At 65.9% G+C, this 20,248-nt stretch carries 14 protein-coding genes and 1 riboswitch; of the genes, 8 read left to right on the top strand and 6 right to left on the bottom strand.

Features of this window, described 5'->3' with window-relative positions; genetic code table 11:
* Nucleotides 1-15: 15 nt before the first annotated feature.
* Both F579_RS0110130 and F579_RS0110135 read left to right on the top strand, forming a co-directional pair.
* The gene (locus tag F579_RS0110130; protein ID WP_019023323.1) at nucleotides 16-5,526 is read left to right on the top strand and encodes an Hpt domain-containing protein; all 5,511 of its coding nucleotides are present in this window, start codon (nucleotides 16-18) and stop codon (nucleotides 5,524-5,526) included.
* The gene (locus F579_RS0110135) at nucleotides 5,523-6,014 is read left to right on the top strand and encodes a hypothetical protein (protein WP_012983757.1); all 492 of its coding nucleotides are present in this window, start codon (nucleotides 5,523-5,525) and stop codon (nucleotides 6,012-6,014) included. Before F579_RS0110130 ends, F579_RS0110135 begins: the two co-directional genes overlap by 4 nt.
* A 12-nt stretch (nucleotides 6,015-6,026) precedes the next feature.
* Here F579_RS0110135 and F579_RS0110140 read toward each other — a convergent pair whose 3' ends face one another.
* From F579_RS0110140 to metK, 4 genes are all read right to left on the bottom strand, one after another.
* Entirely contained in the window at nucleotides 6,027-6,794 is a 768-nt protein-coding gene (locus F579_RS0110140; RefSeq protein ID WP_019023322.1) for a 16S rRNA (uracil(1498)-N(3))-methyltransferase, read from the bottom strand.
* A gap of 6 nt (nucleotides 6,795-6,800) precedes the next feature.
* The gene (gene metF / locus F579_RS0110145) at nucleotides 6,801-7,655 is read right to left on the bottom strand and encodes a methylenetetrahydrofolate reductase [NAD(P)H] (protein ID WP_019023321.1); all 855 of its coding nucleotides are present in this window, start codon (nucleotides 7,653-7,655) and stop codon (nucleotides 6,801-6,803) included.
* Between the two features lie 95 nt (nucleotides 7,656-7,750).
* A complete protein-coding gene (gene ahcY, locus F579_RS0110150) occupies nucleotides 7,751-9,163 on the bottom strand; it encodes an adenosylhomocysteinase (RefSeq protein ID WP_012983754.1) in 1,413 nt (470 codons plus the stop codon).
* Between the two features lie 19 nt (nucleotides 9,164-9,182).
* Nucleotides 9,183-9,264: riboswitch (S-adenosyl-L-homocysteine riboswitch) on the bottom strand.
* Between the two features lie 32 nt (nucleotides 9,265-9,296).
* Nucleotides 9,297-10,469: a methionine adenosyltransferase gene (gene metK / locus F579_RS0110155; RefSeq protein WP_012983753.1), complete on the bottom strand. Its 1,173-nt coding sequence runs from the start codon at nucleotides 10,467-10,469 to the stop codon at nucleotides 9,297-9,299.
* 358 nt (nucleotides 10,470-10,827) lie between these two features.
* Here metK and tkt point away from each other — a divergent pair, with 358 nt between their 5' ends.
* The 6 genes from tkt (at nucleotide 10,828) to F579_RS0110185 (ending at nucleotide 18,691) form a co-directional block, all read left to right on the top strand.
* Nucleotides 10,828-12,828 carry a transketolase gene (gene tkt / locus F579_RS0110160; protein WP_019023320.1) on the top strand — a complete coding sequence of 667 codons (2,001 nt, stop codon included), beginning with the start codon at nucleotides 10,828-10,830 and terminating at the stop codon, nucleotides 12,826-12,828.
* Between the two features lie 50 nt (nucleotides 12,829-12,878).
* Complete coding sequence (gap, locus tag F579_RS0110165) at nucleotides 12,879-13,877, top strand: type I glyceraldehyde-3-phosphate dehydrogenase (protein WP_012983751.1); 999 nt, start codon at nucleotides 12,879-12,881, stop codon at nucleotides 13,875-13,877.
* A gap of 138 nt (nucleotides 13,878-14,015) precedes the next feature.
* Nucleotides 14,016-15,194 carry a phosphoglycerate kinase gene (locus tag F579_RS0110170; protein ID WP_019023319.1) on the top strand — a complete coding sequence of 393 codons (1,179 nt, stop codon included), beginning with the start codon at nucleotides 14,016-14,018 and terminating at the stop codon, nucleotides 15,192-15,194.
* Between the two features lie 37 nt (nucleotides 15,195-15,231).
* A complete protein-coding gene (pyk, locus tag F579_RS0110175) occupies nucleotides 15,232-16,662 on the top strand; it encodes a pyruvate kinase (RefSeq protein WP_019023318.1) in 1,431 nt (476 codons plus the stop codon).
* Between the two features lie 69 nt (nucleotides 16,663-16,731).
* Complete coding sequence (gene fba / locus F579_RS0110180; RefSeq protein WP_012983748.1) at nucleotides 16,732-17,796, top strand: class II fructose-bisphosphate aldolase; 1,065 nt, start codon at nucleotides 16,732-16,734, stop codon at nucleotides 17,794-17,796.
* A 91-nt stretch (nucleotides 17,797-17,887) separates the two neighbouring features.
* Nucleotides 17,888-18,691, top strand: coding sequence for a lipid-binding SYLF domain-containing protein (locus F579_RS0110185; protein ID WP_019023317.1), 804 nt, complete (start codon nucleotides 17,888-17,890; stop codon nucleotides 18,689-18,691).
* On the opposite strand, the gene bioD is transcribed toward F579_RS0110185, so the two are convergent.
* Together bioD and F579_RS0110195 are read right to left on the bottom strand one after the other, a co-directional pair.
* Complete coding sequence (gene bioD / locus F579_RS0110190) at nucleotides 18,619-19,335, bottom strand: dethiobiotin synthase (RefSeq protein ID WP_019023316.1); 717 nt, start codon at nucleotides 19,333-19,335, stop codon at nucleotides 18,619-18,621. The two genes, F579_RS0110185 and bioD, sit on opposite strands and share 73 nt — an antisense overlap.
* Nucleotides 19,332-20,228, bottom strand: a complete 897-nt coding sequence (locus F579_RS0110195; RefSeq protein WP_019023315.1) for a phosphoribosylaminoimidazolesuccinocarboxamide synthase — start codon at nucleotides 20,226-20,228, stop codon at nucleotides 19,332-19,334. Before F579_RS0110195 ends, bioD begins: the two co-directional genes overlap by 4 nt.
* Nucleotides 20,229-20,248: the final 20 nt, after the last annotated feature.

A 20,248-nucleotide genomic window follows, 5' to 3' on the forward strand; every position in this document is an offset into this window, starting at 1 on the left:
CGCCGGGCCGCAGATATGGCACCCAGCGCACTGAATTGGGTCCGCGACGAGCTCGACAAGCTCTTTGTCGAACTCCAGGACGCCCTGCGGCGCTATGCCGAGGACCCTGCCTGTAGCGAGTGCCTCGATGAGGCCCGCGCGGGACTGGAGCAGATTCGCGGCACCCTGACCATGGTGCAGGTCGAGAGCGTGGTCCTGATCTGCGACGAGATGTTGCAGGTGATGGATCTGCAGCAGGGAGCCGAGCCGCCCAGCCCGGAGGCAACCGAGGCGCTCTTGCGCGCCGCGCTGCAGTTGCCCGACTACCTTGAGCAGGAGGGCGACTCGGAACTGCCTTCGCCGATGATCTTGGTCCCGTTGCTCAACGAGCTGCGTGCAGCGCGGGGCGCCACCTTGCTGATGGACGTCGCGGCCTTGATGCCGGATCTGCAGGTGGTGGACGACGGTCGAGTCGGGGCCGGTGGTGAGGCGCTACAGCCTGAGGAGCGCGCACGGCGGCTGCAAGAGGCCCGTCGCGGCTTTCAGCGCGAACTTCTCGAGTTGGTTCGCGGTGATGTGATCGCGGCGGCTCGCCGCCTGAAGCCCGTGGCACAGCAGATCGAGGAAATGGTCCCCCCGGGGGATCTCCGGCGCCTGTTCTGGATTACCGGTGGCATCCTGGAGTCGCTCGCGGACGAGGGCCTCGAGGCCAGTACCGACATTCGCCGCCTGATCGGGCGTGTGGACCGCGAGCTCGGGCGATACCTGGGCATCCTCAGCGAGCATTGCGAATCGAACGACGATGGCTCGGAGCCCGATCACGCCATCCCGGATGACCTGATCAAGACCTTGCTGTTCCACATTGCGGGGTCAAGTTCCGATGGCGAACAGGCGCGCGCGGTGCGCGAAGTGTTCGGTCTGGACGCGCTGCAAGGCGACGACGGCGGAGGGGTCGGCCAGGCGGTCTATCAGAATCTGCGCGCCGCCCTGGAAGACGACCTGGCCGAGGTGCGCGAGCGTCTGGACGTGCTGATGCGTTCGGAACAGCGCGGCCAAGAGGAATTGGCCAGCCTGAGCGAACAGGTCGAGCGGATCGGCTCGACCCTGAGTCTGCTCGGTCTGGAGGCGGGCCAGCGCCACACCGATGCCCTGATGGAGGCCCTGACGCCGGAGCGGGCCGGGCAATCCGACGAACAGGTCGACATGGAATTGGCCGAGCATCTACTGGCACTGGAGTCGCTGCTCGAATCGGGCCTGCGTCGGCGTGCGGCCAGCGGCCCGCGTGCCGACTTTGATCGCCACCTGGCGGCGGCGGTCTACCAGGAGGCCCTGGTGGACGTGCGGCGCGTGCGCGATACCTTGCTCGGATACCTCTCCGGAGAAGGCGCGGATAACGGGCTGCACGAGGCCCGCAGCGCGCTGGAGCGGGTCGACGGTGCGATGTCGATCGGCGGTTTCGAGGCCCTGCAGGCCCTGTTGCAGCCGTTGATCCGCTATCTGGAGGCTCGTGCTGACGCCGGGCTGGCGGCACGGGACCTGGGTGAGGACGAGGTCGGGGCGCTGGCGGAAGTGTTGAGCTCGATCGAGCTGGCGCTGGAGTCCTCCGGGCAGCCCTGGCGCGAGCTGGATAGTGTCCATGAGCGGGGTGTGGCCGCACTGCAGCGTCTGGGCGCGATCTCCGGTGGCGATGCGGTCGAGCGCCCTGTTTCGCTTACCGATGTGTCCCTGGGTGCAAGCGGGGAAGAGCTTTCACCGGATGACGATGTTGAGGAGGTCACGGGGCAGGAAGAGCCGCTGGCCGTTTTTGCTGAGGCCGAGGAGGATATTCCCGAGCCGGCGGCAGTATCCGAAGCCGCTCCGGCCCCGCCGGTGCATGTCTCGAGTGCAGAACGTTTGCACTACGACGAGTCCGTGTTGTCCTCGCAGGTTCGGGGGCCGGATATCGATCCCGAGATTCTCGATATCTTCCTCGAGGAGGCCGACGAGGAGATCGAAAGCCTCGGCGAGCAGTTCCCGCGCTGGCAGGCCGCGCCCTCCGACATGGATGCCCTGACGGTGATCCGTCGTTCCTTCCATACGCTCAAGGGTTCCGGTCGCCTGGCGGGGGCCTTGCGTCTGGGGGAATTCGCCTGGGTCGTGGAGTCATTCCTGAATCGCCTGCTGGAAGGCGGGCAAGAGGCGGACTTCGCGACCATCCAGGCACTTGAGGATGCAATTGCGGTCCTGCCGGGCCTGGTGGCAGAAGTCCGTGACGATACCGGCCCGGATACCCCGGTACTGGATATCGCGTTGCGCCTGCAGGCACTGCTGTCCGGCGAGATGGAGCCGGCGGAGGAATCCGCCGAGATGCCGGCCGGTGCCGAGGACGATTTTGCCGAGCTCGCGCGCAGCATGGAGGCCCTGGACTCTGCTGGCTCTGCCGAACCCGAATGGCCGGCAGCCCCCATTCCGGAGGCCCCGGAAGACCAACTGGAGGCGGCGGAGTCGCTGGACCTGGATGCACAGGAGCTGGAGGTGTCGCTGGATGCGCCCGAGGCTGCCCTCGAGTCGCCTATCCCTGCGGAATCCGCGCTGGAAACAAAAGACGAAGCGCTCGAGCTGCCCGAGGACGCGGGCACCGACCCGCAACTCTGGCAGGTGTTCTCGGCCGAGGCCCGCACCCATCTGGCTACCCTTCGTGAATGGATCGACGCGTCCGGGAGCCGGCCTGACAGGGTGCCGAATCACGAGCTCGAGCGCGCACTGCATACCCTGAACGGGAGTGCCCGAACGGCCGACATCCGCGGCATCTACGCCGTTTGCGGACCGTTCGAGCGCATCGTGCGCATCCATCGCGAGATGGAGTGGCCGCTGGCGGCGCGAGCCCAGACTCTGCTCGCCGAACTCGAGCGCTACGTGGCAGATGCAGTGGCCGACGAGCACCCTGACCCGGTCAAGACGGACGCACCACCCGAGTGGTCGCCCGAGGTCTACGAGCTCCTCGACCATGCGACCGCCGAGCAGTTGCTGCGTGCTGCCGACGAGGATGCTGCCGAGCAGGTCTCCGAGCCGCCACAGTCGGATGGGCTCGGATCGGCGCTCGAGCCACCGCAACCGGATGTCGAGTCCGCGACGCCTTTGACGCCCGAGCCAGCGGAGGCCGAAGCGGTGGGCGCCGAGCCCGGCGACGCCGGGCTGGCGGGCGAGCCGGATGCCGGGCTGGAGGTGGAGCTGGAGGAAGAGATCGATCCGGAGTTCGCCGAGGTATTCATCGAAGAGGCCCGCGATATCCTGGAGGCCGCGTTCGCGGCCCTGGCATCGTGGCGCGAGGCCGGCGGCCGTCCGGGGCCGGATCAGAATGCCTTCCAGCGCGAGGTGCATACGCTGAAGGGCAGTGCCCGGATGGCTGGTTTCGAGGTGGTCGGGGCGATTGCCCATGCCCTGGAAAGTGCCTTGGGCGTGGAGACCGAGACCGGACTGGAGCCCCGAGAAGGATTCTTCCGGCTGGTCGAGCGCGCATTGACCGATGTCCAGCACCTGGTCGAGCGCGGGGTCGGTAGCTGGCAGACGAACGAAGAGGCCAGCGAGACCCTGCCGGCCTTGCGCGACTGGGCATCCGGTGGTGGTGAAGAGTTCGAGAGCCAGCCGGCCCCCAGCCGTGAGGCCGAGGACGCGGAGCCCGCGGCCCTGCTGCCGGACGACGAGCCGGAGACCGCCGCGCAGCCCGCGCCGATGGATGCACGCCGTATCCAGGACCAGGTACGCATGGATGCCGAGGTGCTGGATGCGCTGGTCAATCATGCCGGTGAGCTTGCGACCTTCCATCGTCGCTTCGAGCAGACGGTGGGTCGTGTCGAAGGTCAGGTCGATGAACTGGAGCGGACGATCGCTCGCCTGCGCGAGCAGCTGCGCAAGCTCGAGATCGAGACCGAGGCGCAGATTCTGTTCCGGGTCGAGAAGGAGAGCGGTGATGAGGCGGTGGATTTCGATCCGCTGGAGATGGACCGCTATTCCGGCATTCAGCAGCTCTCGCGTGCGCTGGCCGAGAGTGTCAGTGACCTTGAGGCCCTGAAGCAGGACGTGGGTGACGAGCTGCAGAATGCTGGCGGTATCCTGCTGCAGCAGCGTCGCGTGGGGACTGATCTCCAGGACCAGCTGATGCGCCAGCGCATGGTGCGCTTCGCGCGTATGGCCCCGCGTCTGCGGCGTGTGGTACGCCAGGCCGGCGACGACATGGGCAAGTCGGTCCGTGTGGAGTTTTCCGGGCAGGGGGCCGAGCTCGACCGCGCATTGCTGGAACGGCTGGTCGCCCCGCTCGAGCACCTGCTGCGCAATGCAATTGCGCACGGGATTGAGGACAGCGAGGCGCGTCGCGCGGCCGGCAAGGCGGAAACGGGCCAGATCGTGGTGTCGCTCGAGCAGTCAGGCAGCGAGATCCGCTTGCAAGTGACGGACGATGGCGCCGGGATCGATGCCCATGCTATCCGCACGCGCGCCGTGGAGCGCGGGCTGCTGACCGCCGATGCCGAGATTACCGATGCCCAGGCCCTGCAGTTGATCCTGCAGTCCGGGTTCTCCACCGCCACGGAAGTGTCGCAGGTGGCCGGTCGCGGGGTGGGGCTGGACGTGGTGAACAGCGACGTCAAGCAACTGGGCGGCACCCTGGAGATCGATTCGACGCCCGGACGAGGCTCGCGCTTTACCATGCGGTTGCCGTTTACGCTGGCGATCTCGCAGGCATTGCTGGTGCAGGTGGGCGAGGAGATCTTCGCCGTGCCCATGGCGTCCGTGGAGGGCGTCGTGCGGGCGCATGCCGAAGAGGTCGTGGCCGGCGGCGACGGGCATGTGAGCTATCCCTACGCCGGTCAGGACTACGCCGTGCGTGCCCTGGGTGACCTGATGGGGGTTGAGACGCAGGCCAGTGCCAGCCATCTGCCGGACCACGCGTTCCCGCTGTTGCTGGTGCGCGCCGACGATCAGCGCGTGGCGTTGCGGATCGACGGGTTGCTGGGGAGCCAGGAAGTGGTTGTGAAATCGGTCGGCCCGGTACTGAGCCGTATACCCGGGGTCGCTGGTGCCACCCTGCAGGGCGATGGCTCGGTCATGCTGATCCTCGACCTGAGCATGCTGGTCCGGTTCGCGGCGGCCACGGCGGGCACTGTCGAGGCGGGCGTGCCGACGGAGATTGCCGGTGCCCCGCGTATCATGGTCGTGGATGACTCGATCACCATCCGCAAGGTTACCGCGCGTCTGCTCGCCCGCCATGGGTACGATGTGGTCACGGCCCGCGATGGTCTCGATGCCGTGACGATGCTGGAGGAGCGGCGACCGCAGCTGATCCTGCTGGATGTGGAGATGCCGCGCATGGACGGGTTCGAGTTCGCCGCCCATGTCCGCGATCATCCGGAGCTGAGCCAGGTCCCGATTATCATGATCACGTCGCGCAGTGGCACGAAGCATCGCGAACGCGCCTCGCGGCTGGGCGTCAATGGCTATCTGGGCAAGCCGTACCTGGAGAATGACCTGCTGGACGAAATCCGGCGTCACCTTGAGGAGGTTCCCGCATGAGCGAGGAGACCCGCGAGCCGTCGGTCGAATCGGTGATCGTGCAGCTGGACACCGGGTCCATCCTGTTGCCGCGTAGCGCCTTTCTCGAGGTCACCACCCGGGCAGGTGCCGTGCAGACTGATCACGAGCATGCGGACATCCCCTGGCTGGAGCCCACGCTGATCTGGCAGGACGTCCAGGTGCCCGTGGTCAATGTCCACCGTCTGTTGTATCCCGAACACCCAGCCGAGGATGCGCAGCGCCGGTTTACCCGCTTGCTGGTCATGCAGGCGATTACCCAACCGGACCGACTGCCATTCTATGCGCTGGAGGTACGTGGCACGCCACATCCGGTGCGCATCACGCCGCAAAACATCTATGCCGTTGACGAGGCGGACGCCTCTCCGTGGGCGTGGAAGGTAAAGGCGTCGGGAGTGACCAGCCACCTGTTGCGGCTCGATGCGATCGAGGATCGCCTGCTCGAGCTTTCACAGCCGGAAGCGGTATAAGCGTGCTGGTCCCTAGGTGAGGGCGGCCCCACCGTCGAGGTCCCCGAGCTTCCATTGCACCAGGGTCAAAAGGCTGATCGCGGCCGTCTCCGTGCGCAGGGTGCGGGGGCCCATGGCGACCGGTTGAAACCCGGCGTTGCGCGCCTGGATGCGTTCCTCGTCAGTCAGTCCCCCCTCGGGTCCGATCAGTATCCGTACCCGCCCGGATGTGCCCCCCTTCCCGAACGAGTCGAGTGCCCCGGACAGGGGCGGCCCCTGCTCGTCCGCGACCAGGTCGAGGGCAGGTGAGCTGGCGTCCAGGGCCTCGTCCAGTGTGGCGGGTGGCGCCAGAAGTGGTAGCTCGTTACGGCCGCACTGTTCGGCCGCAGCCTGGATGATCCCGGCCCAGTGGGCCTGGCGCTTCTCCAGCCCTCGGTGGGCGGCGGCCGAACGGCTGCGCTCGCAAAGCACGGGCCGGATCACGCTGATACCCAGCTCCACCGCCTTCTGTACCGCCAGGTCCATGTGGTCTCCGCGGGCAATACCCTGGAGCAGTTCAATGGGGCGGGCGGGTGTGGTGGGGGCGGCGGCGCGGTCGCCCAGGTGGAAGGTGCCGGAGCGACGTCCGGTGACCTCCAGGCGGGCGTGGAATTCGTTGCCCTGGCCGTCGAACACCCGGCAGGCAGCATCGTTCTTGAGACGCAGGACATTGGTGGCGTAGTGCAGCCGGTCCTGCGACGCGGGAATAGACTGCCCCGCGGCCAGATCCGTGTCGTTGATCAGAAGCCGGGGGCAGCGCATCGGGCGTTACCGACGGTTGTCCAGGTCCAGGTTCTTCCAGATGGTCTCGGTCGGACCGGCCTGGTTCATGGAGTAGAAGTGGATCCCCGGTGCGCCCTTGTCGAGGACGTCGTCGGTCAGGCGCGTGGCGATCTCGATCCCGAATTTGCGGATCGACTCCTTGTCGTCGCCATAGGCCTCCATGCGCTTGCGGATGTAGCGCGGGATCTCGGCCCCGCACATCTCGGAGAAGCGCACGATCTGGGTGTAGTTGGTGATCGGCATGATCCCGACAATGATCGGGATGGTGATGCCCATCTTCTCCACCCGCTCCATGAAGGCCTCGTAGGCATCCACGTTGTAGAAGTACTGGGTGATCGCGGCGTCGGCGCCGGCGTCCACCTTGGTCTTGAAGTTCTCCAGGTCCTTCTCGGCGTTCGGGGCCTGCGGATGGAACTCCGGATAGGCCGCGACCTCGATCTTGAACTGGCCGCCGAACTCGGCGCGCACGAACTCGACCAGTTCGGAGGCATAGCGGAAGTCGCCGCCGGAGTTCTTGGTCCCGGACGGCAGGTCGCCGCGCAGCGCGACAATGCGGTTGACGCCGATGTCGCGGTAGGTCGACAGCAGCTCGTGCAGCTCGGTCTTGGTCGAGGAGATGCAGGAGACGTGCGGGGCGGCCGGGATGCCGTCCTTATTGATGATGTCCTTGACCGTTTCCAGGGTGCGGTCGCGGGTCGAGCCGCCGGCACCAAAGGTCACGGAGTAGAACTCGGGCTTCAGGGCGCCCAGACGCTTGCGGGCCTTGGCCAGCCGTTCGGCCCCGGCCTCGTCCTTGGGCGGGAAGAATTCAACGCTGAAGACGCGTTTTTGGGTAGACATGTTTGTCCTCCAGACAAAAAGAAGGCGGACCGCACGAACATGCGGCCCGCCCCGGCGTTCACATTAACAACGAATTGAAATGTGAGGCTGGCCGATCAGTAGCGGTAGTGTTCCGGCTTGAACGGGCCATCCACCGGCAGACCCAGGTACTTGGCCTGTTCGTCGGTCAGACGGGTCAGGTTGGCACCCAGCTTCTTCAGGTGCAGCTGCGCGACCTTCTCGTCCAGGTGCTTCGGCAGCACGTAGACGTTCTTGTCGTACTGGTCACCCTTCGTCCACAGCTCGATCTGGGCCAGGGTCTGGTTGGTGAAGGAGTTGGACATCACGAAGCTCGGATGGCCGGTGCCGCAGCCCAGGTTCACCAGGCGGCCTTCGGCCAGCATGATGATCCGGTTGCCGTTCGGCAGGATGATGTGGTCAACCTGCGGCTTGATGTTCTCCCACTCGTACTTGCGCATCGCGGCCACGGCGATCTCGGAGTCGAAGTGACCGATGTTGCAGACGATGGCCTGATCCTTCATGCGGGTCATGTGATCTTCGGTGATCACGTCCTTGTTACCGGTGGCGGTAACGAAGATCTCGGCCTTGTCGGCGGCCTCGTCCATCGTGACCACGCGGAAGCCTTCCATCGAGGCCTGCAGGGCGCAGATCGGGTCGATCTCGGTGATCCACACGGTGGCACCGAGGCCGGCCAGCGACTGGGCGGCACCCTTGCCGACGTCACCGTAACCGGCGACCACGGCGATCTTGCCCGCGATCATTACGTCGGTGGCGCGCTTGATGGAGTCCACGGTGGACTCGCGGCAGCCGTACAGGTTGTCGAACTTGGACTTGGTGACCGAGTCGTTGACGTTGATCGCCGGGAAGGCCAGCTCGCCGTCCTTCGCCATCTGGTACAGGCGATGGACACCGGTGGTGGTCTCTTCGGTCACGCCCTTGATCTTGGCGAGCTGCTCGGAGTACCAGTTCGGCTGCTTGGCCAGGCGATCCTTGATCGAGGCAAACAGGGCGATCTCTTCTTCGTTCTCCGGGTTGGAAATGACGGACTGGTCCTTCTCGGCCTTGGCACCGATGTGCAGGAGCAGCGTGGCGTCACCGCCGTCGTCCAGGATCATGTTGGCGCCGCCGTCGAATTCGAAGATGCGGTGGCAGTAGTCCCAGTACTCTTCCAGGGTCTCGCCCTTCACGGCGAAGACCGGGGTGCCGTTGTCGGCAATCGCGGCCGCGGCGTGGTCCTGGGTGGAGTAGATGTTGCACGAGGCCCAGCGCACGTCGGCGCCCAGGGCTTCCAGGGTCTGGATCAGCACCGCGGTCTGGATGGTCATGTGCAGGGAGCCGGCAATCTTGGCGCCCTTCAGCGGCTTGGAGGCCGCGAACTCTTCGCGGGTCTGGATCAGACCGGGCATTTCGGTCTCGGCGATCGCAATTTCCTTGCGGCCGAATTCGGCAAGGTTGATGTCCTTGACGACGTAATCGGTCGTTTTCTTGTCGTTCATCACAGCATTCATGGATCAACTTCTCCGGTTATCTGGATGAGCGCCGTGTTCACGTTTCAGGGGGACATCCGGCTGAGCCTGACGGTTAAACCGCTGCAGCGCTCCTCAGCCGGATGGGTATTTCGCTTACCAAATAGGGGTCTGTTTAGAGGCCCGCCATCTTCTTGAGTTCCTCGGCCTTGTCGGTGCGCTCCCAGGGGAGGTCGACGTCTTCGCGGCCGAAGTGACCATAGGCGGCGGTCGCCTTGTAGATCGGGCGCAGCAGATCCATCATCTGGATCAGGCCCCACGGGCGCAGATCAAACACTTCGCGCACGAAGCCTTCGATCTTGCGATCGTCGACCTTGCCGGTGCCGAAGGTGTCGACGGTGATCGAGGTCGGCTCGGCCACGCCGATGGCGTAGGAGACCTGGATCTCGCACTTGTCGGCCAGGCCGGCGGCGACGATGTTCTTGGCCACGTAGCGGCCGGCGTAGGCAGCGGAACGGTCCACCTTGGACGGGTCCTTGCCGGAGAACGCGCCACCACCGTGACGGGCCATGCCGCCGTAGGTGTCGACGATAATCTTGCGGCCGGTCAGGCCGGCGTCACCCACCGGGCCCCCGATCTCGAACTTGCCGGTCGGGTTGATGTGGATCTTGTCATCCGAGACCTGGCTCAGCCATTCGTTCGGCAGCACCTTCTTGAAGATCTCTTCGTAGATCGCTTCCTTCAGGTCCTTCTGCGAGATGTCCGGGCTGTGCTGGGTGGACAGGACCACCGCGTCCAGGCCGGCCGGCTTGCCGTCTTCATAGCGCAGCGAGACCTGGGACTTGGCGTCCGGGCGCAGCCACGGCAGCTTGCCGCTCTTCATCAGTTCGGACTGGATGCGCACCATCTTGTGGGCGTAGAAGATCGGGGCGGGCATCAGCGTATCGGTTTCGCGCGCGGCGTAGCCGAACATCAGGCCCTGGTCACCGGCGCCCTGGGTGGCGCGGTCGGAGACGTCGCGGTCCACACCCATGGCGATGTCCTGGGACTGTTCACCCAGCACGTTCAGCACGGCGCAGGTCTTGCCGTCGAAGCCGACGTCGGAATCGTTATAGCCGATCTCGCAGACGGTCTCGCGCACCAGCTTTTCGTAGTCGATCTGCGCGCCGGTGGTGATCTCGCCCAGCAGCATGACCATGCCGGTCTTGGTGGCGGTCTCGCAGGCGATACGCGCATGCGGGTCCTGCTCGATGATGGCGTCGACGATGGTGTCGGAGACCAGGTCGGCCATCTTGTCGGGATGGCCCGCGGAAACCGATTCCGAGGTGAAGATGTAATCGTTGGACATTAGGCGTTCCTTTGTGGGTCGTTTCGATTTAGTTTTGCGCAAAACGACCCGTACTGTAACGCAACTCGACGAGATTTTCTAAGCCCCCCTCCCGGTGTTTGTGGGGCCCCGGGGCGCGCGAATCCCGTCGAGACCGCGTTCTGGTGCGCCCTGGCACCGACTTGCCCCGATCGCGGAAAGTGGCCAAAATGCATCGCCTTTGCTGGGGCTGCTCGGGCCATTCCGTGTCTTTGAGCGCCGGCAGGATCTGTGTGCCCTCGATCGGTCGACCTGTCCGGGTCTGGCCGCCGCTGGCGCCCCGCGCCGCTGATCGCCGCCAGCCGAACCCAACACTATTTCGAAAGAGCAGGAGTTCAGCATGCCGACCCGTAGAGAGCTTGCCAATGCCATTCGCGCCCTGTCGATGGACGCCGTCCAGAAGGCCAATTCCGGCCACCCGGGCGCCCCGATGGGGATGGCGGACATCGCCGAAGTGCTGTGGAACGACTACATGCAGCACAACCCGGCGAACCCGCACTGGCCCGATCGCGACCGCTTCGTGATGTCCAACGGCCACGGCTCCATGCTGGTCTACTCGCTGCTGCACCTGACCGGCTACGAGCTCCCGATGGACGAGCTCAAGCAATTCCGTCAGTTGCACTCCAAGACCCCGGGTCACCCGGAATACGGCTACACCCCGGGCGTGGAGACCACCACCGGGCCGCTGGGCCAGGGGATCTCCAACGCGGTGGGCATGGCGCTGGCCGAGAAGATGATGGCCGCGCACTTCAATCAGCCCGGACACGACATCGTCGACCACCACACCTACGCCTTCCTCGGCGACGGCTGCATGATGGAAGGGATCTCCCACGAGACCTGCGCGCTGGCCGGCACCCTCGGCCTGGGCAAACTGGTCGCCTTCTGGGATGACAACGGCATCTCCATCGACGGCGAGGTCGAGGGCTGGTTCACGGACGACACCCCGGGCCGCTTCGAGGCCTACGGCTGGCACGTGGTGCGCGGTGTCGATGGCCATGACGCCGATGCAGTCAAGGCCGCGATCGAAGAGGCGCGCAAGGAAACCGGCAAGCCGAGCCTGATCTGCTGCCGCACCGTGATCGGCTTCGGTTCGCCGAACAAGTCCGGCAAGGAAGAGTGCCACGGCGCCGCCCTGGGTGACGACGAAATCGCGCTGACCCGAAAGGAGCTGGGCTGGAACCACGCCCCGTTCGAGATCCCGAACGACATCTACGAAGGCTGGAGCGCGAAGGACAAGGGTTCCAAGGTCGAGGCCGAGTGGAAGGAGCGTTTTGCCGCCTACAAGCAGGCGCACCCGGAACTGGCCGCCGAATTCGAACGCCGCATGGCCGGTGACCTGCCGTCCGACTGGAGCGAAAAGGCCAACGCCTACATCAAGGAAGCCGTCGAGAAGGCCGAGAAGGTCGCCTCGCGCAAGGCCTCGCAAAACGCGATCGCCGGCATGGCCCCGGCCGTCCCGGAACTGCTGGGCGGCTCCGCCGACCTGGCCGGCTCCAACCTGACCATGTATTCCGGCTCAAAGGGCGTCAGCAAGGACGATGCCGCGGGCAACTACGTCTACTACGGCGTGCGCGAGTTCGGCATGGCCGCGATCATGAACGGCATCGCCCTGCACGGCGGCTTCATCCCGTACGGCGGTACCTTCCTGATCTTCTCCGACTATGCCCGCAACGGCATCCGCATGTCCGCGCTGATGAAGCAGCGCGTGATGTATGTGCTGACCCATGACTCCATCGGTCTGGGCGAAGATGGCCCGACCCACCAGCCGATCGAGCAGACCCCGAGCCTGCGCCTGATCCCCAACCTGAACGTCTGGCGCCCCTGCGACGCGGTCGAGACCGCCGTGGCCTGGAAGGCCGGTATCGAGCGCACCGATGGCCCCTCCGCGTTCATCCTTTCGCGTCAGGGCCTGCCGCACATGGAGCGTGATGGCGAACAGCTCGCCAACATCGCGCGCGGTGGCTACATCCTGAAGGACTGCGACGGCACCCCGGACCTGATCTTCATCGCGACCGGCTCCGAGGTCGAGCTGGCGGTCAAGGCGGCCGAGGAACTCGCTGGCGAAGGCAAGAAGGCGCGTGTCGTCTCCATGCCCTGCGTCGAGCTGTTCGAGCAACAGGACCCCGCCTACCGGGAGGCCGTGCTGCCGGCCGCCGTGCGCAAGCGCGTGGCCGTCGAGGCTGGCGCCACCGCGGGCTGGTACAAGTTCACCGGTCTGGACGGCGCCGTGTTCGGCATGGATCGCTTCGGCGAGTCGGCCCCGGGTGGCGCCCTGTTCGACTACTTCGGCTTCAAGCCGGAGAACGTTGCCCAGATCGCCCGTGACGTGCTGAACGGCTAAGCTTACGTCCGCATCGATTTCGCATAAGCAAGAAAGAGAGGAGACATCCTATGTCGATCAAGGTTGGTATTAACGGCTTCGGTCGTATCGGCCGCATGGCCTTCCGCGCCATCGCCAAGGACTTCCCGAACCTCCAGGTGGTCGGTATCAACGACCTGCTGGATCCGGAGTACCTGGCCTACATGCTGCGCTACGACTCCGTGCACGGCCGCTTCGAGGGCGACATCAGCGTCGACGGCGACCACCTGGTGGTGAATGGCAACCGCATCCGCCTGACCGCCGAGAAGGACCCGGCCGCGCTGAAGTGGGGCGACATCAACGCCGACATCGTGATCGAGTCCACCGGCCTGTTCCTGACCGCCGAGACCGCCCAGAAGCACCTGGACGCCGGCGCCAAGAAGGTCGTGATGTCCGCGCCGTCCAAGGACGACACCCCGATGTTCGTCTATGGTGTGAACCACGGTGACTACGCGGGCCAGAACATGGTCTCAGCCGCCTCCTGCACCACCAACGCCCTGGCCCCGGTGGCCAAGGTGCTGAATGACACCTGGGGCATCAAGCGTGGCCTGATGACCACCGTGCACGCCGCCACCGCGACCCAGAAGACCGTTGACGGCCCGTCCATGAAGGACTGGCGCGGCGGCCGCGGCATCCTGGAGAACATCATCCCGTCCTCCACCGGTGCGGCCAAGGCCGTGGGCAAGGTGCTGCCGGAACTGAACGGCAAGCTGACCGGCATGGCCTTCCGTGTGCCGACCTCCGACGTCTCCGTGGTCGACCTGACCGTGGAACTCAACGGCGACGCCAAGTACGACGACGTCTGCGCGGCCATGAAGAAGGCCTCCGAGGGCGAGCTGAAGGGCGTGCTGGGATACACCGACGAGCTGGTGGTCTCCACGGACTTCCGTGGCTACACCGCCCCGTCCGTGTTCGATGCCGGCGCCGGCATCCAGCTGGATCCGACCTTCGTGAAGGTCGTGGCCTGGTACGACAACGAGTACGGCTACACCTGCAACATGCTGCGCATGGTGGAGCACGTCGCCAAGTAAGGCCTGACGGCCGGGTCCTCGCGGGCCCGGCCGTTTTCCTTGCCCCGGGTTGACCGGGGACCAGAGGCCTGGGGCGAGCCCCAAACGGGGCTCGCCCGAAGCCTTTTTCTTTTCAACCGAATTTCGAGAGGTACTCCCATGTCTGTCATCAAGATGACCGATCTCGACCTGAATGGCCGCCGTGTGCTGGTGCGCCAGGACCTGAACGTGCCGGTGAAAGGCGGCAAGGTCACCTCCGACGCGCGTATCCGTGCGAGCCTGGAGACCGTGCAGAAGGCGCTGGACGCCGGCGCCGCGGTGATGCTGATGTCGCACCTGGGCCGCCCGACCGAGGGCGAGTTCTCCGAAGAGGATTCCCTGGCCCCGGTCGCCGAGCACATGGCCGGTCTGCTGGGCCGCGAGGTGCGTCTGTTGCGGGACTACCTCGACGGCGTGGACGCCAAGCCGGGCGAGGTCATCCTGCTCGAAAACGTCCGCTTCAATGCGGGCGAGAAGAAGGACGACGAGGCGCTGGCGAAGAAGTACGCGGCCCTGTGCGACGTGTTCGTGATGGATGCCTTCGGTACGGCCCACCGCGCCCAGGCCTCGACCCATGGCGTGGCGAAGTTTGCCCCGCAGGCCTGCGCCGGGCCGCTGCTGGCCAAGGAACTCGAAGCCCTGGGCAAGGCCCTGGAGACCCCGAAGCGCCCGCTGGTGGCCATCGTCGGCGGCTCCAAGGTCTCGACCAAGCTGACCGTGCTGGAGTCGCTGTCCAGCGTGGTGGATCAGCTGATCGTCGGCGGCGGTATCGCCAACACCTTCATCGCGGCCCAGGGCCACGGTGTTGGCAAGTCGCTGTACGAGGCCGATCTGGTCGACGAGTCCAAGCGCCTGATGGAGGCCGCCCGCGCCAAGGGCGGCGAGATCCCGGTACCGACCGACGTGACCGTGGGCAAGGAATTCTCCGAGTCGACCTCGGCCGAGACCAAGTCTGTCGATGCCGTGGCCGATGACGACATGATCTTCGACGTCGGCCCCGAGACCGCGGCGACCTACGCCGAGGCCCTGCGCAACGCCGGCACCATCGTCTGGAACGGCCCGGTCGGCGTGTTCGAGTTCGACCAGTTCGCCGCCGGTACCAAGGCCCTGGGCGAGGCCATTGCCGAGAGCAATGCGTTCTCCATCGCCGGTGGTGGCGACACCCTGGCCGCGATCGACAAGTACAACCTGGCCGATCGCATCAGCTACATCTCCACCGGTGGTGGTGCCTTCCTCGAATTCCTGGAAGGCAAGACCCTGCCGGCCGTCGCCATCCTGGAAGAGCGCGCCCGCGGCTGATGCCCGGCGCGCTCTCCGCTGACGGAGAGCGACGCGGATGAGACGTACCAAGATCGTGGCCACCCTCGGGCCGGCCACGGATACCGACGAGGCCATGGAGGCCATCATTCGGGCCGGCGTGGATGTGGTTCGGCTGAACTTCTCGCATGGCGACCCCGATGACCATCGTGCCCGCCTCGCACGCCTGCGCGCCGCGGCGGATCGCGCGGGCCGTTGCGTCGGCGTCCTCGGCGATCTGCAGGGCCCGAAGATCCGCATCGACCGCTTTCGCGAAGGCCGGGTCCAGCTCCAGGAGGGTGCATCCTTCGCGCTGGACGGAGACCTGGATCGCGACGCCGGGGATGGGACCCAGGTCGGGCTGACCTACAAGGAGTTGCCGCAGGACGTGCGTCCCGACGACATCCTGCTGCTGGATGACGGACGCATTGTGCTCAAGGTGGCCGCCGTCAACGGGGCGCGCATCGAGACGACCGTCGTGGTCGGGGGCGAGTTGTCCAACAACAAGGGCATCAACCGCCAGGGCGGCGGCCTGTCCGCCCCCGCGATCACCGACAAGGACCGCGAGGATATCCGTCTGGCGGCCGAGCTGCAGGTGGACTACCTGGCCGTCTCCTTCCCGCGTTCCGCGCAGGACCTGCACCTGGCGCGCAGCCTGCTGAAGGACGCCGGCTGGGAGGCCGGGATCTGCGCGAAGATCGAGCGTTCCGAGGCCCTGGAGGTGATCGACGAGATCATCGCGGCCTCCGAGGTGATCATGATCGCGCGCGGGGACCTCGGCGTGGAGATTGGTGATGCCGAGCTGCCCGGCGTGCAGAAGACCCTGATCTCGCGGGCGCGCACCCTCAATCGTCTGGTCATCACGGCGACCCAGATGATGGAGACCATGATCCAGAACCCGATCCCGACGCGAGCCGAGGTCTTCGACGTGGCCAACGCGGTGCTCGACGGCACGGACGCGGTGATGCTCTCCGGCGAGACCGCGACGGGTCGCTATCCGGCGCGCGTGGTCGAGAGCATGGACCGAATCTGCGAGGCCGCCGAGCGTCAGCGCGCCGCGCGCCAGTCGGATCACCGCATGGATTCGACCTTTGGCCGCGTGGACGAGGCCATCGCGATGGCCACGATGTACACGGCCAATCACCTGGACGTGGCGGCCATTGCTGCGCTGACCGAATCCGGTTCCACGGCCCTTTGGATGTCGCGTATCAGCTCCGGTATCCCGATCTACGCGCTCACCCAGCACGAGTCCACCAGCCGCCGTATGACGCTCTATCGCGGGGTGTATCCCCGGATCCTGGAGCCGATCCCCGAAAGCCACGAGAGCCTGAACCGTGAGGCGGTCAACTTGCTCCGGGCCGAGGGCGTCGTGCAGGATGGCGGGCTGGTTATCATTACCAAGGGTGATTTGCAGGGCGAGCATGGCGGCACCAATGCCATGAAGATCGTGCGCGTTGGTGACGAGCTGTGAGCCGGCGCGGCCCCCTGGCAATCCCAAGATTTTTTACTACGTCAGTCCGATCCCGTTAAGGAGGAACCCATGGCACTGATCTCCCTTCGCCAACTGCTGGACCATGCCGCCGAGCATGGCTACGGCATGCCGGCCTACAACGCGAACAACATGGAACAGATCCATTCGATCATGGAAGCGGCCGCCGAGGTCGACTCTCCAGTGATCATTCAGGCCTCGGCCGGTGCGCGCAAGTACGCCGGCGAGCCCTTCCTGCGTCGCATGATCGAGGCCGCCGCCGAGCAGTACCCGGATATCCCGATCGTCCTGCACCAGGACCACGGCTCCGAGCCCGCGGTCTGCCTGCGCTCGATCCAGTCCGGCTTCACCTCGGTGATGATGGACGGCTCGCTGATGCCCGACATGAAGACTCCGGCCAGCTACGACTACAACCGTGACGTGACCGCCAAGGTCGCCGAGATGGCGCATTCCTGCGGCGTGTCCGTGGAAGGCGAACTGGGCTGCCTGGGTTCCCTGGAAACCGGCATGGCCGGTGAGGAAGACGGCTCCGGTGCCGAAGGCAAGCTGTCCCACGACCAGCTGCTGACCGATCCGGACGAGGCGGCCGACTTCGTGAAGAACACCAAGTGCGACGCCCTGGCGATCGCCATCGGTACCTCGCACGGCGCCTACAAGTTCACCCGTCCGCCGACCGGCGACATCCTCGCCATCGAGCGCATCAAGGAGATCCACAACCGCATCCCGGACACCCATCTGGTCATGCACGGTTCGTCCTCGGTGCCGCAGGAATGGCTGCAGATCATCAACAACTACGGCGGCGACATGGGCGAGACCTATGGCGTGCCGGTTGAAGAGATCCAGGAAGGCATCAAGCACGGCGTGCGCAAGGTCAATATCGACACCGACCTGCGCATGGCCTCCACCGGCGCGGTGCGCAAGTTCCTGGCGGAAAACCCGAAGGAATTCGATCCGCGCAAATTCCTGAAGGCCTCCACCGCGGCCATGAAGGACATCTGCAAGGCCCGCTTTGAGGCCTTCGGTTGCGCCGGCATGGCGTCCAAGATCAAGCCGGTCTCGCTGGACGACATGGTCGCTCGCTACAAGAGCGGCGAGCTGGATCCCAAGGTCAACTGATCTGCGGATCGCAGCACGGAAAAGGGGGCTTCGGCCCCCTTTTTTTATGCGATCATGTCGCCAATTCCGAGCAATCCGGAGCGTTTATCCAATGCAGCGACTGATCCATCTTTGCCTGACCGCGCTGGTGGTGGCTGCGCTGTCTGCCACTGCCCACGCCAACCCGTTCAGCCGCGAGGTTGACCCGCAGGACATCGTCGATCGGGCGAAGGTCACGCTGGAGCGTCTGGCAACGCACCCCGAATATGAACACCTGCAGGAAGACCTGCGTACCGCTCGAGGTGTCGTGATCTTTCCGCGTATCGGGCGTGGTGCCTTCCTGATCGGGGGCTCCGGGGGCATGGGTGTGTTCCTCGCCTGGGACGAGGACAAGGGCGACTACTCACCGGTTGCCTTTTATTCGCTGGGGTCGATCAGTTTTGGCATGCAGTTCGGGGGGGATGCCGCCGAGGTCGTGATGGTCGCACGTACCCAGGATGCAGTTGATTCGATGTTCGGTTCCGCCATTCGTCTCGGCGCCGACGCCTCCGTTGCCGCCGGTCCGGTCGGGGCCGGGCGTGGATCCACCCCGACGGCCGACTTTCTGACCTATTCCCGCTCGCGTGGGGCCTACCTGGGGATGAGCCTGTCCGGCTCGCGCCTGACCGTGCGCGACGACTTCAACGAGGCGTACTACGGCGAGGCGCAGCGGCCGGTTCATATCATCGAGAGCCGACGTGTGGATCACGCCGGGACGCGCGAGCTGCGTGATCTGCTGGCCTCGTTCCGTCAGTCCGGTGAGGCCGCCGAGCCGGAGAGCGGGAATGGTGCCGTGCGCCCGGATCAGACCCTGGACGAAGTGACGCCGGGCGAGGGCGGCATCCGCCAGGACGACTTCCAGATCGAGAGCTTCTGAGTCGCGTCCTGCGGGGCTATCCCCTCCGGCAGCGACAGGATCGGCGCGGCCGTGTACCGGGTCAGCGCCCCGACGTTGTCCAGCAGCGGATCGGTATCGGCGCGGCGCCGGTTGAGCACGATCCCGGCCAGTGTCAGGCCGCGATGTTCCAGCGCCTCCAGCGTCAGCAGGCAGGTGTTCAGTACTCCCAGCCGGTCCTCGGCCACCAGCAGGACCGGAAAGCCCAGGGCCTGCGCCAGATCGGCATTCAGGCCGTCGGCACACAGCGGCGAATAGAACCCGCCCGCGCCCTCCACCAGTCGGGGGCCGCCACCCGGTGCCTCGCTGGCCCGGGCCAGTTCCGCGATCGTCAGCCGCACCCCCTGGCGCGCAGCGGCCTGATCGGGCGCCAGAGCATCGGGAAACCGCCAGGGTGTCACCTGCGCCACGGCCGTTGCGGGAAGGCCGGCCGCCGCGGTCAGGGCGGCGCCATCCTCGGGGAACAGCGTGCCGTCGCGCTCGGGGCAGCCAGATTCCACCGGCTTGCGTGGCTGCGGGTCCAGGCCTTCGGCGCGCCACGCTGCCAGCAGGGCGCAGCCAACGAAGGTCTTGCCGACCCCGGTGTCGCTCCCGGTAACAAACAGGCCCTGTGGCACGTCGTTCATGCGTCGCGGGTCAGGCGTTCCAGGGCCTCGCGGTAGCGCGCAGCCGTTTGCTCCGCGACATCGGCCGGCAGCTCGGGTCCGGGGGCGGTCTTGTCCCAGTCCAGGGTCTCGAGATAGTCGCGCACGTACTGCTTGTCGAAGGACTCGGGACTGCGGCCTGGTGCATATTGGTCCGCCGGCCAGAAGCGCGACGAATCGGGCGTAAGGACCTCGTCGATCAGGTGCAGCGTCCCGTTCGCGTCTACCCCGAACTCGAACTTGGTGTCCGCGATGATGATCCCGCGCTCGGCCGCGTAGTCGCGCGCCATCGCGTAGATTGCCAGTGCGGCGTCGCGCACCTGTTGCGCCCGTTCCTCGCCGATCGTGTCCACTACGGTGGCGAAGTCGATGTTCGCGTCGTGATCTCCGACGGCGGCCTTGGTGCTGGGGGTGAAGATGGCCTCCGGCAGCTTCGAGGCCAGTTCCAGGCCGGCCGGCAACGGGATGCCGCAGACCGCGCCGCTGGCCTGATAGTCCTTCCAGCCGGACCCGATCAGGTAGCCGCGCACCACGGCCTCCACCGGCAGCGCCTCGAGCCGGCGAATTACCAGACTGCGACCCTCCAGTGGCGCCCGGATCGCCGGGTCGGGGACCGCCTGCTCCAGCGGGATGTCGGTCAGCTGGTTGGGGATGCCCAGCTCGCGTTCAACCTTGTGCATCCAGAACTCGGTAATCGCGGTCAGCATGCGCCCCTTGCCCGGGATCGCCGTGGGCAGGATCACGTCAAAGGCCGAGAGGCGGTCGGTCGTGACCATCAGCCAGTGGTCGGCGTCGACCGCGTACAGGTCGCGCACCTTGCCGCGATGGACCCGTTCGAGATCGGGGATATGGCTTTCCAGCAGGGCGTCGCTCATCAGTGCTTCCGTTCGGTCGG

This window comes from Thioalkalivibrio sp. ALJ21, assembly GCF_000378605.1.
In the GTDB taxonomy this organism is placed as follows: domain Bacteria; phylum Pseudomonadota; class Gammaproteobacteria; order Ectothiorhodospirales; family Ectothiorhodospiraceae; genus Thioalkalivibrio.

Excerpts from the sequence above, each read along its gene's own strand:
- F579_RS0110130 (WP_019023323.1), top strand. The coding sequence starts at position 16 with ATGGCACCCAGCGCACTGAATTGGGTCCGCGACGAGCTCGACAAGCTC.
- F579_RS0110135 (WP_012983757.1), top strand. The coding sequence starts at position 5,523 with ATGAGCGAGGAGACCCGCGAGCCGTCGGTCGAATCGGTGATCGTGCAG.
- F579_RS0110140 (WP_019023322.1), bottom strand. The coding sequence starts at position 6,794 with ATGCGCTGCCCCCGGCTTCTGATCAACGACACGGATCTGGCCGCGGGG.
- metF (WP_019023321.1), bottom strand. The coding sequence starts at position 7,655 with ATGTCTACCCAAAAACGCGTCTTCAGCGTTGAATTCTTCCCGCCCAAG.
- ahcY (WP_012983754.1), bottom strand. The coding sequence starts at position 9,163 with ATGAATGCTGTGATGAACGACAAGAAAACGACCGATTACGTCGTCAAG.
- metK (WP_012983753.1), bottom strand. The coding sequence starts at position 10,469 with ATGTCCAACGATTACATCTTCACCTCGGAATCGGTTTCCGCGGGCCAT.
- tkt (WP_019023320.1), top strand. The coding sequence starts at position 10,828 with ATGCCGACCCGTAGAGAGCTTGCCAATGCCATTCGCGCCCTGTCGATG.
- gap (WP_012983751.1), top strand. The coding sequence starts at position 12,879 with ATGTCGATCAAGGTTGGTATTAACGGCTTCGGTCGTATCGGCCGCATG.
- F579_RS0110170 (WP_019023319.1), top strand. The coding sequence starts at position 14,016 with ATGTCTGTCATCAAGATGACCGATCTCGACCTGAATGGCCGCCGTGTG.
- pyk (WP_019023318.1), top strand. The coding sequence starts at position 15,232 with ATGAGACGTACCAAGATCGTGGCCACCCTCGGGCCGGCCACGGATACC.
- fba (WP_012983748.1), top strand. The coding sequence starts at position 16,732 with ATGGCACTGATCTCCCTTCGCCAACTGCTGGACCATGCCGCCGAGCAT.
- F579_RS0110185 (WP_019023317.1), top strand. The coding sequence starts at position 17,888 with ATGCAGCGACTGATCCATCTTTGCCTGACCGCGCTGGTGGTGGCTGCG.
- bioD (WP_019023316.1), bottom strand. The coding sequence starts at position 19,335 with ATGAACGACGTGCCACAGGGCCTGTTTGTTACCGGGAGCGACACCGGG.
- F579_RS0110195 (WP_019023315.1), bottom strand. The coding sequence starts at position 20,228 with ATGAGCGACGCCCTGCTGGAAAGCCATATCCCCGATCTCGAACGGGTC.